Origin of the sequence: Geomonas paludis (assembly GCF_014193585.1) — a bacterium.
In the GTDB taxonomy this organism is placed as follows: domain Bacteria; phylum Desulfobacterota; class Desulfuromonadia; order Geobacterales; family Geobacteraceae; genus Geomonas; species Geomonas paludis.
Map to the genome: position 1 here is coordinate 217,710 of NZ_BLXY01000004.1, position 13,468 is coordinate 231,177.

A 13,468-nucleotide genomic window follows, 5' to 3' on the forward strand; every position below is an offset into this window, starting at 1 on the left:
AGGATCTGTGGGAGGGTCAATTGTCTAAACGGCTTTTTGTCAAGGGGAACGAGGCCGCCGCCATGGGCGCGGTCGAAGCCGGCTGCCGCTACTACTTCGGTTATCCCATCACCCCGCAAAGCGACATCCCGGAGTACCTTTCGCGCGAACTCCCCCCGCTGAACGGCGAGTTCATCCAGGCCGAGAGCGAGATAGGGGCAATCAACATGCTCCTGGGCGCCTCCGCTACCGGTGCGCGCGCCATGACCTCCTCATCGAGCCCCGGTATCTCGCTGAAGCAGGAGGGGATCTCCTACATGGCCGGAGCCGAGCTTCCCGGCGTCATCATCAACATCTCCCGCTCCGGCCCGGGTCTGGGCGGCATCGACGCCTCCCAGTCCGACTACTTCCAGTGCGTGAAAGGTGGCGGCCACGGGGGCTACCATATCCCGGTGCTCGCCCCCAACTCCGTACAGGAGATGTACGACCTCACCATGCACGCCTTCGACCTGGCTGACCTGTACCGCACCCCGGTCATGCTCCTGGGCGATTCCGTCATCGGGCAGATGAAGGAGGCCCTCATCCCCAACCCGCGCCCGGTGCGCGAGCTTCCGGCCAAGGGATGGGCGGTGCGCGGCAAGAGCGGCGCCGAGCAGCGCGTGGTCAAGTCCCTGTTCCTGGGCGACGGCGAACTGGAGGCCCACAACTGGCATCTGCACGCCAAGTACCAGGTGATGAAAGAGAAGGAGTGCATCTCCGAGGAATACGAAACCGCCGACGCCCGCCTGATCGTGGCCGGTTTCGGCTCCGTGTCCCGCATCGCCCACACCGCCGTGACCATGGCGCGTGCCGAGGGGATGAAGGTGGGGCTGTTCCGTCCCGTCACCCTGTTCCCGTTCCCGGAACAGGCGCTGGCACAGGCCGCGGCCAGGGCCGGCAAGGTGCTCGTGGTGGAGCTCAACACCGGACAGATGGTCGAGGACGTCCGTCTCAGCGTAGGCGCCGCGGCGCAGGTCTCCTTCTACGGCAGGCCGCCGGGGGCCGGCTCCCTTCCGTCACCGGAGGAGCTGCTCGAAGTGATCAGGAAGAACTACGAGGAGACGGCGCGCTAGGCCGGGAAAGGGGTTGATCGATATGCAACAGGTTTTTAAAAGACCGCAGAGCTTGAAGGACGTGCAGACCCATTTCTGCCCCGGCTGCCACCACGGCACCATCCACCGCCTGGTGGCCGACGCCATGGACCTCTACGGGGTCCAGGACCGCACCATCGGCGTGGCGTCGGTAGGGTGCTCCGTCTTCCTGTACGGCTATTTCGACATCGACGTAGTCGAGGCTCCCCACGGCAGGGCGCCCGCCGTGGCCACCGGCGTCAAGCGCGCCCGGCCCGACAGCTTCGTCTTCACCTACCAGGGTGACGGCGACCTGGCCGCCATCGGCACCGCCGAGATCATCCACGCCGCCAACCGCGGCGAGGACATCACCGTCGTCTTCGTCAACAACACCACCTACGGCATGACCGGCGGCCAGATGGCCCCGACCACGCTGGTGGGGCAGAAGACCTCCACCTCCCCCTACGGCAGGGACAAGTCCAAGGACGGCTCCCCGATCAGGATGGCGGAGTTGATGGCGCAGTTGGGGGGCGTCGCCTACTCAGCGCGGGTCGCCGTGGATTCGCCCAAGCACGTCCTGGAGGCGAAGAAGGTGATGCGCGAGGCATTCGGCTACCAGGCCCAGGGCAAAGGGTTCTCCTTCGTCGAGGTCCTCTCCGCCTGCCCGACCAACTGGGGCATGAATCCGCTCAAGGCCAACGCCAGGATTGGTGAAGAGATGATCCCCTACTTCCCGCTGGGCGTGTTCAAGAAGGAAGAGGCGTAGCGCAGGTAACTTAGAACGTAGAACATAGAACGTAGAACATGTTCTGATGTTTTCGGAGGGACGCGGATGCGTAAAGATGTCTTGATTGCAGGGTTCGGTGGCCAGGGGGTCCTTTTGGCCGGCAACCTGCTCTCCTATGCAGCGATAGATGAAGGCAAGAACGTCAGCTACTTTCCCGCCTACGGCGTGGAGAAGCGCGGCGGTTCCGCCACCTGCACGGTGGTGATCGCCGACGGCGCGGTCGGCTCGCCAGTGGTGGGGCAGCCTTCGGTGCTGGTGGTGCTGAACCAGGCCTCGCTGGAGCGTTTCGGCGCCCGGGTGCGCCCCGGCGGCGTCCTCATCGTCAACTCGTCCCTGGTCGACGTCTCTGCCCTGGGGCGCACCGACATCGAGATCGTGTCGGTCCCCATGAACGAGATTGCCACCGACTTGGGCGATCCCCGCATGGTGAACATGGTGGCGCTGGGCGCCTACGTCGCCCTCACTGACGCGGTCAAGCTCCCGTCGCTTGCCGCGGCGCTCTCCCAGGCGCTCCCCGAGCGCAATCACAAGTTCATCCCGGCCAACGTCAAGGCGATTGAAACCGGGGCCGAGGCGGCCAGGGCAAAAAAAGAAGCTTGACTTTGGCATCCCAGTTCTGGTATTTAACTGGTCTCTCGCGATGGGGTATCGCCAAGCGGTAAGGCAACGGACTCTGACTCCGTCATCCAAGGTTCGAATCCTTGTACCCCAGCCATACCATCCCCAGCTTCATTGCAAGCTGCTACATAATTAGGTCCCATCGTCTAGTGGTTAGGACACCGGCCTTTCACGTCGGTAACAGGGGTTCAAGTCCCCTTGGGATCACCACCTTAAAAACAGCGCCAGAAGCAGGGCGCTGTTTTTTTTTAAGCTGTGCCGGTGCTGCCGCAGGTCAGTGGCCGCCGTTCCCTCCCGGGAGTTGCTCGAAGAGTGAGATAAAGAATAGGACGGAGAAGTCGATGACGAAGACAGTGCCCGTTTCAGTAAGGACCTCGCCAGCGCAGCAGTCTGCAGCACCCGTCACCCCCACCACTATCCGCCGCCCCCGGGCCGGCCTTCCCGTGTTACTCCTCGTCCTGCTGGGCATCTGCCAACTGGTTCTGGTCGCGCCGCTTCATGCCGCCGAGAATGTCTTCACCAGCACGAACGCCATCAAGGAAGAGGCGGTGCGCTTCGCGGGAGAGGGGAAGCTGTTCCTGAAGGGGCCGGTCGATCCCTATCTCACCGGAACCGTCGTGACCGCCGGGGTCTTCGGCCTGACCTACCTTTTCGACGAGAAGATCCGGGACGAGTTTGCCGGCTCGCACCATGGCGTGATGAGGGGCATCACCGATGCCGGCAACGCGGTCAGCAACCCGCTGCTCCACCTTGGCGTCGCCGCCGCCTTCTACGGCGCCGGCGCCGTCACCGACCGGACCAGCATCATGCAACTGGGCGAGGAGATGGGGGAAGCGCTGCTTTTAGCCGACGGCGCCACCTTCGTGCTCAAAGGGGTGATCGGGCGGGGACGTCCGTACCAGGTCGACAGCAGCACGAGCTACCGTCCGCTCCAGTTCAAGGACGGCTACGATTCGCTCCCCTCGATGCACACGGCAAGCTCCTTCGCCCTGGCCCACGTCGTTGCCGACAAGACCGAGAGCTTCTACGGCAAGGCCGCCTGCTATGCCGCCGCCACCCTGGCCGGATTTTCCCGGGTGTACCAGAACAAGCACTGGGCCAGCGACGTCGTCCTGGGGGCGGCCATTGGTGAGCTGGCCGGCGCCGCCGTCACCAGGTATCGTAACGCCTCTGCCGGAAGCGTCACCGTGGCGCCCATGTCCATCGAAGGGGCGCCCGCCCTGGCGCTGTTGGGCAGATTCTAAGCGGCGACGAGGGGGACTGGCTCCGCCAGGTGCCTGTCCCCTTATTGCTTTGTCTCCTTATCGCTTCGTGAAGGTGGCTGGGCTGAAAGGAGCGTTCCGCTAGAGGGACAGGCACCTGACGGAGCCGGTCCCCCTCGTCGCACCCCCTCTTTCTCCAGCAAGATAAGGGAGCGGCAGGTAGCGGAAGAGAGTCGCTAATCGGCAGTTTTAAACTGGACATTGATTATAAGGAGCTTCGCATGCTGAAGGCAGTAGTTTTCGATTTCGACGGGATCATCGTGGACACCGAGCCGTTGCACTACAAGGCGTTCCAGGAACTGCTGGTGCCGCTTGGCCTGGGCTATTCCTGGCAGGAGTACCTCGATCTCTACATCGGCTTCGACGACCGGGACGCCTTCCGCGAGGCCTTCCGGGTGCACGGCCGGACGCTGACCGACCAGGAACTGAAGGAACTGATCAAGGGGAAGGCTGCGGCATTTCTGGATATCGTCTCCGGGGGTGTGGCGCCGTATCCGGGCGTGGTGGAACTGATCCGCTCCATCTCCGGCAACCTCCCGCTTGCCCTATGCAGCGGCGCCCTCAGTAGCGATATCAAGCCCATCCTGGAGCAACTGGGCCTGACCGACGCCTTCGACGTCAAGGTGACCGCCGACGAGGTCGCGGCGAGCAAGCCCGACCCCGAGAGCTACCGGCTCGCCGTGCAAAGGCTCCAGGAACGCTTCCCCGGGCACGTCGATGCGGCGGGCAGCATAGCCGTCGAGGACACCCCGGCCGGCATCGCCTCGGCGACCGGCGCCGGCTTGAAGGTGCTTGCCGTCACCAACAGCTACCCCGGCGAGCGGCTGACCGGCGCCTGCCGCGTGGTGGAGACGCTGGCCGGTGTCGACCTCGAGGGGCTGCGCCTGCTCGTCTGATGCCATGCTGAAACCGGCCGTCATCGACACCATACTCCCGGAACTGCTTGCGGCGTTGCAAAAGGGCAACGTCGCCGTGCTGCAGGCGCCTCCCGGAGCGGGCAAGACCACCCGCGTGCCGCTGGCCCTGCTCGATACGCCGCTTCCCGACCGCGGCCGCATCATCATGCTGGAACCGCGCCGCTTGGCCGCCGTCAACGCCGCCCGCTACATGGCGCAGTGTCTGGGCGAGGAGGTGGGGAAAACCGTCGGCTACAGCATCCGCTTCGAGCGCAAGGTCTCCAAGGCGACCCGCATCGAGGTGGTGACCGAGGGGATCCTGGCCCGCCGCCTGCAGAGCGACCCGCTGCTGGAAGGGGTGGCGGCGGTGATCTTCGACGAGTTCCACGAACGAAGCCTCACCTGCGATCTTTCCCTTGCCCTGTGCCGCGACGTCCAACTCGGCCTGCGCGAGGACCTGCGCCTGCTGGTCATGTCGGCGACGCTCGACGCCGGCCCGGTAGCGAGCCTTTTGGGGGGCGCGCCGCTTATCACCAGCGAGGGGCGGCACTTCCCCGTCGACGTGCGCTACCTGAAGACGGAGCCCACGACCCGCCTCGCCGAAACGGCCTGTGCCGGGGTGATGAAGGCCCTTGCCGAGACCGAAGGGGACGTCCTCGTTTTCCTCCCCGGCGCGGGGGACATCAGGCGCTGTGAAAGCATCCTGCAGGGACAGGTCGGCTCGCAGGTGACCATCGCCGTCCTGTACGGTGACCTCCCTTTCGCAGCGCAGGAGCGCGCCATCCTCCCGGGAGAGCGCCGCAAGGTGGTGCTCGCCACCAACATCGCCGAGACCAGCCTCACCATCGAAGGGGTGCGGGTGGTGGTCGATGCCGGCTATTCCCGCCAGCTCCGCTACGATCCCTCGACCGGACTGAACCGCCTCGTCACCATGCGCATCTCGGCCGCCTCCGCCCAGCAGCGCGCCGGCCGCGCCGGCAGGGTGGCCCCCGGCGTCTGTTACCGCCTCTGGACCGAGCACACCCAGAACACCCTCCTCCCTTTCACTCCGCCCGAGATCAAGGTTTCCGACCTGGCGCCCCTGGCGCTCGACCTGGCGCAGTGGGGCGTGGCCGACCCCGCCTCGCTCAGTTTCCTGGACGAGCCCCCGGCTGCCCATCTCGCCGAGGGTCGCGGCTTGCTGCGGTCGTTGGGCGCACTCGATGAGCGCGGCGCCATCACCGGCCTCGGCGGCAGGATGGCTGCCCTCCCCATGCACCCGCGCCTGGCCGCCATGCTGATCGGCTCTCTCGATGCCGGCTGCGCGGCGCTCGCCTGTACGCTGGCGGCCATCCTCTCTGAGCGGGACATCCTGCCGCGCGGCAGCGGCAGCATCTCCGACAGCGACCTGCTGGACCGACTGGACGCGGTGCGCGAACGGCGAGACCCGCAGGGGGCGCGCACGGTGGAACGGCTCGCTGCCTATTTTCGCGGCACCCTCGGGGTGGCGGACACCGTGGCGCACGCAGATGCGGCCACGGTCGGACGACTGCTCCTGATGGCGTACCCGGACCGGGTGGCGCGCGAGCGGAGTCCCGGCTCCGGGCGCTACCTGATGGCCAACGGCACCGGCGCCAAGCTCTCCCCGCGCAGTAACCTCAGGGCGCAACCCTTCATCGTGGCCGTCGAGGTCGAGGGGGGCGCCGGCGAGGCGGACATCCACATGGCCAGCGCCGTCTCGCTGGAAGCGGTCCGCTCAGGATGCGCGGCCGGCATTACCCGCGAGCGCAGGGTCTTCTGGGACGAGCGTGAGGGGAGGGTGGTGGCCCGCGACGAGGAGCGCCTCGGCGCGGTGGTGCTTTCCGAGCGGGCGGCGGTTCCCGAGAAGGAAGAGGTGGCCGCGGCACTCCTGCAGGGAATCCTCTCCGGCGCGGGCATCGGTGGGCTGAACTGGAGCGACCAGGCCGCGCAGTACCGCAACCGGGTGCGCTTCCTGGCCCGGGCCCTGCCCGAGGAGGAGTTGCCCGACCTCTCCGATGAGGCGCTCGCCGCAAGCGTTGCCCAGTGGCTCCTCCCCTATCTGCAGGGGGTGCGCAGCCTGGCCCAGCTGGCCAAGGTGGATCTGCTGCAGCCCTTGAAGTCGCTGCTCGACTACCGGCAGCAGCAGCTCGTGGAGCGGGAGGCGCCCACGCACCTGCAGGTTCCCAGCGGCTCGCGCATCGCGCTGGAGTACCCGGCGCAGGGGGAACCCTTTCTGGCGGTGAAGCTTCAGGAGATGTTCGGGTTGGCCGAGACGCCGCGGTTGGCGCGGGGGAGGGTGCCGGTCGTGATCCACCTTTTGTCGCCGGCGCGGCGCCCGATCCAGGTCACCGCCGATCTCAAGAGTTTCTGGAATGGGGCCTATCGTGAGGTGTGCAAGGAGTTGAAAGGACGCTACCCGAAGCATCCCTGGCCGGACGACCCGTGGAACGCACCGGCGACCAGGCATGTGAAAAAGAGGATGTAAGACGGTTGACAACGATGATCTTCCGCCACCCCTCTCCCTTTGGGAGAGGGTGCCCGAAGGGCGGGTGAGGGGGCTGCCCACTGCTCACATTTTGCTCTTGGCAACGCCCTCACCCTGACCCTCTCCCGGGGGAGAGGGGATGTGGACGTATGTGGCGAAGATCAACTCTATGGCTGGGAGAAATCGAGTTAGTTGATATTGGTGAAGACCAGTGACCCGTCCTTGTGCAGGTAGCTTCTGATGCTGCCGGTGACTTCGGGGATGCCGGCCCCGGTTTCGAGGTAGTTCCGCGTCACGTTGACGCCGTTTTTCCAGAGTTCGAAGTGCACGTGGGGCCCCGTCGATCTGCCGGTCGACCCGGACAATGCCACGGTCTGCCCCGCCTCCACCTGGTCCCCTGCCCTGACCTCGAGTTGCGAGTTGTGGCCGTACATGGAAACCATGCCGTCGGCATGCTGGATGGTGACCAGGTTGCCGTAGCCGCCGCGCGCTCCGCTCTCTACGACCCTGCCTGCTGCAATCGCCTTCACCCTGGTGCCGGTGGGTACCGCGATGTCCACACCGTTATGGTGCTTCGGGCTGCCGTCGATCGGGTCGTGCCGCATGCCGTACCCCGAGGTGATCACCCCCTGTACTGGAAGTTTCCCCTCGATGCCGGAGAGGTCGGGCGCCTCCTTGCCCGATGCCGGCTGCTGCAGCTTGGCGGTTTGCTTGGGCTTCTTGGCTTCGCGCAGTACCCGGACCGCGCCGCTGTTGGTAGGGGTGTTGGTGAAGACCTCCACGCCGTTCTCGTCGGTGTAGCGGAAAAAGTCGGCCTGTGCCGGCGCGGCGGAGAGCGCGCAGAGCACCGCTGCCGGCAGGAGTGTACCCGCCAGTCGTGATGTTGCCTTCCATCGACGTACGTATGCCTTTTTCTTCATCACGTGATCCTTTGCCCAACGCCCCGAGCCCGCCCGGTGCCGCGCAGAAGCACCCGTACTATAGTAGGATTGCCGGCGCTTGGCAAGTCGCACTTCGCCGGGGCGTCGGCCGGTCACTACCCGGCAGACGCCGCTCCAGAATGGCCGGCAGTGCGACAATCCCTTGAAATAACTCAATAAATCCACGCATGCCCGCACTGCCGGCCATCGTCGCGCCTGCGCGTCGGATCCAACGGCGTCGCGGTCGTTCCCGGAGGACGGCCTGTGGGGAAATAATAATCAAGAGGGGGGCGGACTGGGCACTTCTCTTGCTACTACACTGGATGTTCAACGCATTGGTTCTGTAAGTCCTTGGAACCTCATTCCCTTCGATAAGCATTGTGCTTATTTTTTAGACACCGCTGCACAAAAAGGAGGCTGTACCGTGGAGATGTTCGGGCAAAACGTATTCAACCAGACTGTAATGAGAGAGAAGCTGCCGAAAGCTGTTTTCAAGAACCTCAAGAAAACCATAGACGAAGGTCTGCCGCTGGATCCCTCCATCGCAGATGTTGTCGCAGCGGCAATGAAAGAGTGGGCCGTTGAAAGAGGCGCAACGCACTTCACCCATTGGTTCCAGCCGATGACCGGCATCACCGCGGAAAAGCACGATGCTTTCCTTTCCCCCACCGAGAGCGGTGCACTGCTGGAGTTCTCCGGTAAGGAACTGGTCAAGGGCGAGCCGGATGCCTCCTCGTTCCCCAGCGGCGGCCTGAGGGCTACCTTCGAAGCCAGGGGTTACACCGCCTGGGACTGCACCTCGCCCGCATTCCTGAGGGAAGAGGCTGACGTCATCACCCTCTGCATCCCTACCGCTTTCTGCTCCTACACCGGTGAGGCACTGGACAAGAAGGTTCCGCTGCTTCGCTCCATGGAAGCGCTTTCCACGCAGGCCGTGCGCGTGCTCAAGCTGTTCGGCAACAACGACGTCACCAGGGTTACCTCGACTGTCGGCGCCGAGCAGGAGTACTTCCTGGTCGACAAGTCCTTCTACCTGCAAAGGCCCGACCTGATGATGGCGGGCAGGACCCTTTTCGGCGCCATGTCCTCCAAGGGGCAGGAGCTGGAAGACCACTACTTCGGCAGCATCAAGGAAAGAGTGCTGTCCTACATGAAGGAAGTGAACGAAGAGCTGTGGAAACTCGGTGTCACCGCCAAGACCCAGCACAACGAGGTCGCGCCCGGACAGTTCGAAATCGCTCCGATTTTCGAAAACACCAACATCGCCACCGACCACAACCAGATGGTCATGGACGTTCTCAAGCGCGTCGCCCTCAGGCACGACATGGTCTGCCTGCTGCACGAGAAGCCGTTTGCAGGCGTCAACGGCTCCGGTAAGCACAACAACTGGTCCATGAGCTCAAACGACGGCCAGAACCTGCTCGAGCCGGGTCACACCCCGCATGACAACGCCCAGTTCCTGACCTTCCTCATGGCAACCATCAAGGCTGTCGACACCTACGCTGGCCTTCTGCGCTGCTCCTGCGCCAACGCGGGCAACGACCACCGCCTGGGCGCCAACGAAGCACCGCCGGCGATCATTTCGGTCTTCCTCGGCGAGCAGCTGGCCGACATCATCGACCAGATCGTTAAGGGCGTAGCAAAATCCTCCTCCATGAGCGGTCACATGGACATCGGTGTCAGCACCCTTCCGGCACTGCCCAAGGACGCCACCGACAGGAACAGGACCTCGCCGTTCGCCTTTACCGGCAACAAGTTCGAGTTCAGGATGCTCGGTTCGTCCTTCTCCATCTCCGGCCCGAACATCATCATCAATACCATCATCGCCCAGGCGCTGAAGGAAATCGCCGACGCCCTGGAGAACTCCACCAACTTCGACGCCGACCTCGACAAGCTGCTGCAGGAAATCGCGAAAAAGCACCAGCGCATCATCTTCAACGGCAACAACTACTCCGACGAGTGGGTCCAGGAAGCAGCCAAGCGCGGCCTGCCCAACATCCCCAGCACTCCCGATGCACTCAAGGAACTGGTCTCCAAGGAAGCAGTCGAGGTGTTCGCTGCTCACAACGTCTTCAACGAGAAAGAAGTTCACGCACGCTACGAAATCATGGTCGAGCAGTACGTCAAGACCCTGAACATCGAAGCGCTGACCATGATCGACATGGCCAACCACAGCATCATCCCCACCGCCATCGAGTATGCGACCACCGTGGCATCGTCGATCAACGCGGTTACCGCGGTGTCCAGCAAGCTGGACGTCTCCACCCAGAAGGAACTGCTGGAAGAGCTCAGCGACAAGCTGGCCGCCATGAGCGCCAACACCAAGGCGCTGGAGAAGGCGCTTGAAGACGCTCTCAACATCGCCGATGCCGAGAAGCAGGCCGCCGCATTCAGGGCCAACGTTTTCACCAAGATGGGTGAACTGCGGGCCACCGGCGACGCGCTGGAGAAGATCATTGCTGCCAAGTACTGGCCGCTGCCGACCTACAGGGAAATGCTTTTCGTCCTGTAATTGGTAACCTCAGTTGTCTGCCAGATAGGAGCCTCCTAGTGGGGCTCCTATTTTAGCTTTGCCTTAACGAAACGAACCATGAGCCCGCGGTTTATTAAAACTTGCAATTACATTGTAAGGTATCTATAATTCGCGGCGCACTGAACGACAAGCGGAGGAAACTGCCTTGAAAAAAGTCGAAGCAATCATAAAACCTTTCAAGCTTGATGAAGTGAAAGAAGCACTCAATGAGATCGGCATCCAGGGCATCACCATCGGTGAGGTCAAAGGCTTCGGTCGTCAGAAGGGTCACACCGAGCTTTACCGCGGCGCCGAGTACGTCGTAGATTTCATTCCCAAAATCAAGATGGAGATCATCGTCTCCGACGAAGTTGTCGGCAAGGTCGTTGATGCCATCGAGCAGGCTGCAAAAACTGGACGCATCGGCGACGGCAAGATCTTTGTCACCCCTGTGGAAGAGGTAGTCCGGATCAGGACCGGTGAGAGGGGCGAAGACGCTCTCTAATTGGCTGATCCTTTACTTAATTCGAAAGGAGATAGTAGATGACACCAAAACAAGTAGTGGAGTTTGCCAAAGAAAACGGCGTGCTGATGGTCGATTTCAAATTCATGGACTTCGTCGGCATCTGGCAGCACTTCACCGTGCCGATGAGCGAGTTCGGCGAGGACACCTTCGAGGAAGGCCAGGGCTTCGACGGCTCCTCCATCCGCGGGTGGCAGCCGATCCACGCTTCCGACATGATCATCCTCCCGGACCCGACCACCGCAAAGATGGATCCGTTCACCGCGGTGCCGACCCTCTCCCTGATCTGTGACATCTTCGATCCGATCACCAAGGAAAGCTACTCCCGCGACCCGCGTAACATCGCCAAGAAGGCGGAGAACTACGTGAAGTCCACCGGCCTCGCCGACACCGCTTACTTCGGACCGGAAGCCGAATTCTTCATCTTCGACGACGTCCGTTACGACTCCACCGCGAACTCCTCTTTCTACGCCGTAGACTCCGTGGAAGGCGCGTGGAACACCGGCCGTGAAGAGTTCCCGAACCTCGGCTACAAGCCGCGCCACAAGGAAGGCTACTTCCCGGTTGCCCCGACCGACTCCCAGAACGATCTCCGCAACGAGATGGTGATGGAACTGCAGAAGGTCGGCATCCGCGTCGAGTGCCAGCACCACGAAGTCGCCACCGGCGGCCAGGCCGAGATCGACATGCGTTTCTCCTCGCTGGTCGACATGGCTGACCAGCTGCAGTGGTTCAAGTACGTCATCAAGAACGTCGCCAACCGCAACGGCAAGACGGTAACCTTCATGCCGAAGCCGCTCTACGGCGACAACGGTTCCGGCATGCACTGCCACATGTCCCTGTGGAAGGACGGCACCAACCTCTTCGCCGGCGACAAGTACGGCGGGCTTTCCCAGATGGCTCTGTACTACATCGGCGGCATCATCAAGCATGCCCGCGCCCTGTGCGCCTTCACCAACCCGACCACCAACTCCTACAAGCGTCTGGTGCCGGGCTTCGAGGCTCCGGTGAACATGGCTTACTCCAGCCGTAACCGTTCCGCCTCCCTGCGCATCCCGATGTTCTCCAACAACCCGAAGGCGAAGAGGATCGAGTACCGTACTCCGGACCCGTCCTGCAACGGCTACCTCGCCTTTGCCGCCATGCTGATGGCTGGCCTCGACGGTATCGAGAACAAGATCGATCCGGGCCAGCCGCTGGATAAGGACATCTACGGTCTGTCCCCGGAAGAGCTCTCCACCATTCCGTCCGCTCCGGGCAGCCTGGAGGAGGCGCTCAACGCCCTCAAGGAAGACCACGAGTTCCTGCTCAAGGGCGACGTCTTCACCCCGGACGTCATCGACAAGTGGATCGAGTACAAGACCGAAGCCGAAGTCAACCCGGTCCGTATGCGTCCGGTACCGCTCGAGTTCGCCCTGTACTTCGACATCTAGGCAGTTCTGCTCCTATGGGCAGCAAAAAGGCGGGGGATCTCCCCCGCCTTTTTCGCGTCTCATGCCGGCGGCGGTCCCGCTCCACGTGTGCCGGGCGCGGTGTTTATCCTTGAAGACATGCGGGAAAACTGATACCTTCACCGTTCACGCGCCGGCAGACGGCAGGCGCAGGTCCGGGAGGAGCGGTTGCTGCAGCAAGAGAAGGTGACAAAGCTGGTGGGTTGGTTTGCCAAGGCCGCCGTGCGCCATGCCGAGGCCCTGGAGGTCATGGCCGAGGATCTGGCTGCCGCCGAGGTTGCCGATCTGACCCGTTACTACCGTGCCCTGCAGCGGGAGGGCGGGGTGGCCGAGTTGCTCTGTCTGCTCGAAGACCCCAACCCGGTCGTTGCCGGGATGGTAGCGGTGTACGCCATGCGGGAAGCTCCCGAGCGCTGCGTGGCAACCCTCACCGTCATCGCCAGAGAGCCTGGGCTGATCGGGTTTCGTGCCCAGACCGCCCTGGAGCGCTGGGAGAGCGGCGAGTGGGAGTCGTAGAGGCATCCGGCCTCTGAGGGAGTGCGTTAATAAGGGTTTGCACCCAATTTCATACCATTGAGGAGGTAGCTGTGTCTGAATTCAACAACGTAACGGTGGTCAAAGAGGCCAATGTCTATTTCGACGGCGGCGTTACCAGCCGTACCATTTTCTTCGCCGACGGGTCCCGCAAGACCCTGGGCATCATGATGCCCGGCGAGTACACCTTCAACACCGGTTCCGCGGAACTCATGGAGATCATGTCCGGCGAGATGACCGTGCTGCTCCCCGGTTCCCCCGACTGGGTCACCATCAAGGGTGGCGAGGCCTTCGAGGTGCCGGAGAACTCCAGCTTCAAGCTGAAGGTAACCGCCGTCTCTGACTACTGCTGCTCCTTCCTCTAACGACGAAGCCCCTGGTCCTGGCCAGGG

12 protein-coding genes and 2 tRNA genes are annotated in these 13,468 nt (G+C 63.1%); 13 read left to right on the plus strand and 1 reads right to left on the minus strand.

The annotated features are described in order from the left end of the window. The first annotated feature begins 20 nt into the window (after positions 1-20). The 8 genes from H7687_RS13015 (at position 21) to hrpB (ending at position 7,136) form a co-directional block, all read left to right on the plus strand. Positions 21-1,091, plus strand: a complete 1,071-nt coding sequence (locus H7687_RS13015; protein ID WP_183348014.1) for a 3-methyl-2-oxobutanoate dehydrogenase subunit VorB — start codon at positions 21-23, stop codon at positions 1,089-1,091. 22 nt (positions 1,092-1,113) lie between these two features. Next, complete coding sequence (locus tag H7687_RS13020) at positions 1,114-1,854, plus strand: thiamine pyrophosphate-dependent enzyme (protein ID WP_183348015.1); 741 nt, start codon at positions 1,114-1,116, stop codon at positions 1,852-1,854. A 66-nt stretch (positions 1,855-1,920) separates the two neighbouring features. Then, complete coding sequence (locus tag H7687_RS13025; RefSeq protein ID WP_183348017.1) at positions 1,921-2,475, plus strand: 2-oxoacid:ferredoxin oxidoreductase subunit gamma family protein; 555 nt, start codon at positions 1,921-1,923, stop codon at positions 2,473-2,475. Positions 2,476-2,516: 41 nt separating this feature from the next. After that, a tRNA-Gln gene (locus H7687_RS13030) sits at positions 2,517-2,590 on the plus strand. Positions 2,591-2,628: 38 nt separating this feature from the next. Next, positions 2,629-2,703, plus strand: a tRNA-Glu gene (locus H7687_RS13035). A 131-nt stretch (positions 2,704-2,834) separates the two neighbouring features. Next, positions 2,835-3,737, plus strand: coding sequence for a phosphatase PAP2 family protein (locus H7687_RS13040; protein WP_183348019.1), 903 nt, complete (start codon positions 2,835-2,837; stop codon positions 3,735-3,737). A 239-nt stretch (positions 3,738-3,976) separates the two neighbouring features. After that, on the plus strand, positions 3,977-4,651 hold the full coding sequence (locus H7687_RS13045; RefSeq protein WP_183348021.1) for an HAD family hydrolase: 675 nt from the start codon (positions 3,977-3,979) through the stop codon (positions 4,649-4,651). A 4-nt stretch (positions 4,652-4,655) separates the two neighbouring features. After that, complete coding sequence (gene hrpB, locus H7687_RS13050; RefSeq protein ID WP_183348140.1) at positions 4,656-7,136, plus strand: ATP-dependent helicase HrpB; 2,481 nt, start codon at positions 4,656-4,658, stop codon at positions 7,134-7,136. 188 nt (positions 7,137-7,324) lie between these two features. On the opposite strand, the gene H7687_RS13055 is transcribed toward hrpB, so the two are convergent. Further along, complete coding sequence (locus tag H7687_RS13055) at positions 7,325-8,056, minus strand: M23 family metallopeptidase (protein ID WP_183348023.1); 732 nt, start codon at positions 8,054-8,056, stop codon at positions 7,325-7,327. A gap of 430 nt (positions 8,057-8,486) precedes the next feature. On the opposite strand from H7687_RS13055, the gene H7687_RS13060 reads away from it, so the two are divergent. The 5 genes from H7687_RS13060 to ppnP all read left to right on the plus strand — a co-directional run bounded on the left by H7687_RS13060 (position 8,487) and on the right by ppnP (position 13,441). Continuing rightward, a complete protein-coding gene (locus tag H7687_RS13060) occupies positions 8,487-10,568 on the plus strand; it encodes a glutamine synthetase III family protein (RefSeq protein WP_281376707.1) in 2,082 nt (693 codons plus the stop codon). Between the two features lie 166 nt (positions 10,569-10,734). Then, on the plus strand, positions 10,735-11,073 hold the full coding sequence (locus H7687_RS13065) for a P-II family nitrogen regulator (protein WP_012531513.1): 339 nt from the start codon (positions 10,735-10,737) through the stop codon (positions 11,071-11,073). A gap of 38 nt (positions 11,074-11,111) precedes the next feature. Then, the gene (gene glnA, locus H7687_RS13070; protein ID WP_183348026.1) at positions 11,112-12,524 is read left to right on the plus strand and encodes a type I glutamate--ammonia ligase; all 1,413 of its coding nucleotides are present in this window, start codon (positions 11,112-11,114) and stop codon (positions 12,522-12,524) included. Positions 12,525-12,710: 186 nt separating this feature from the next. Continuing rightward, complete coding sequence (locus tag H7687_RS13075) at positions 12,711-13,058, plus strand: hypothetical protein (RefSeq protein ID WP_183348028.1); 348 nt, start codon at positions 12,711-12,713, stop codon at positions 13,056-13,058. 71 nt (positions 13,059-13,129) lie between these two features. After that, entirely contained in the window at positions 13,130-13,441 is a 312-nt protein-coding gene (gene ppnP, locus H7687_RS13080; RefSeq protein ID WP_183348030.1) for a pyrimidine/purine nucleoside phosphorylase, read from the plus strand. Positions 13,442-13,468 lie beyond the last annotated feature (27 nt).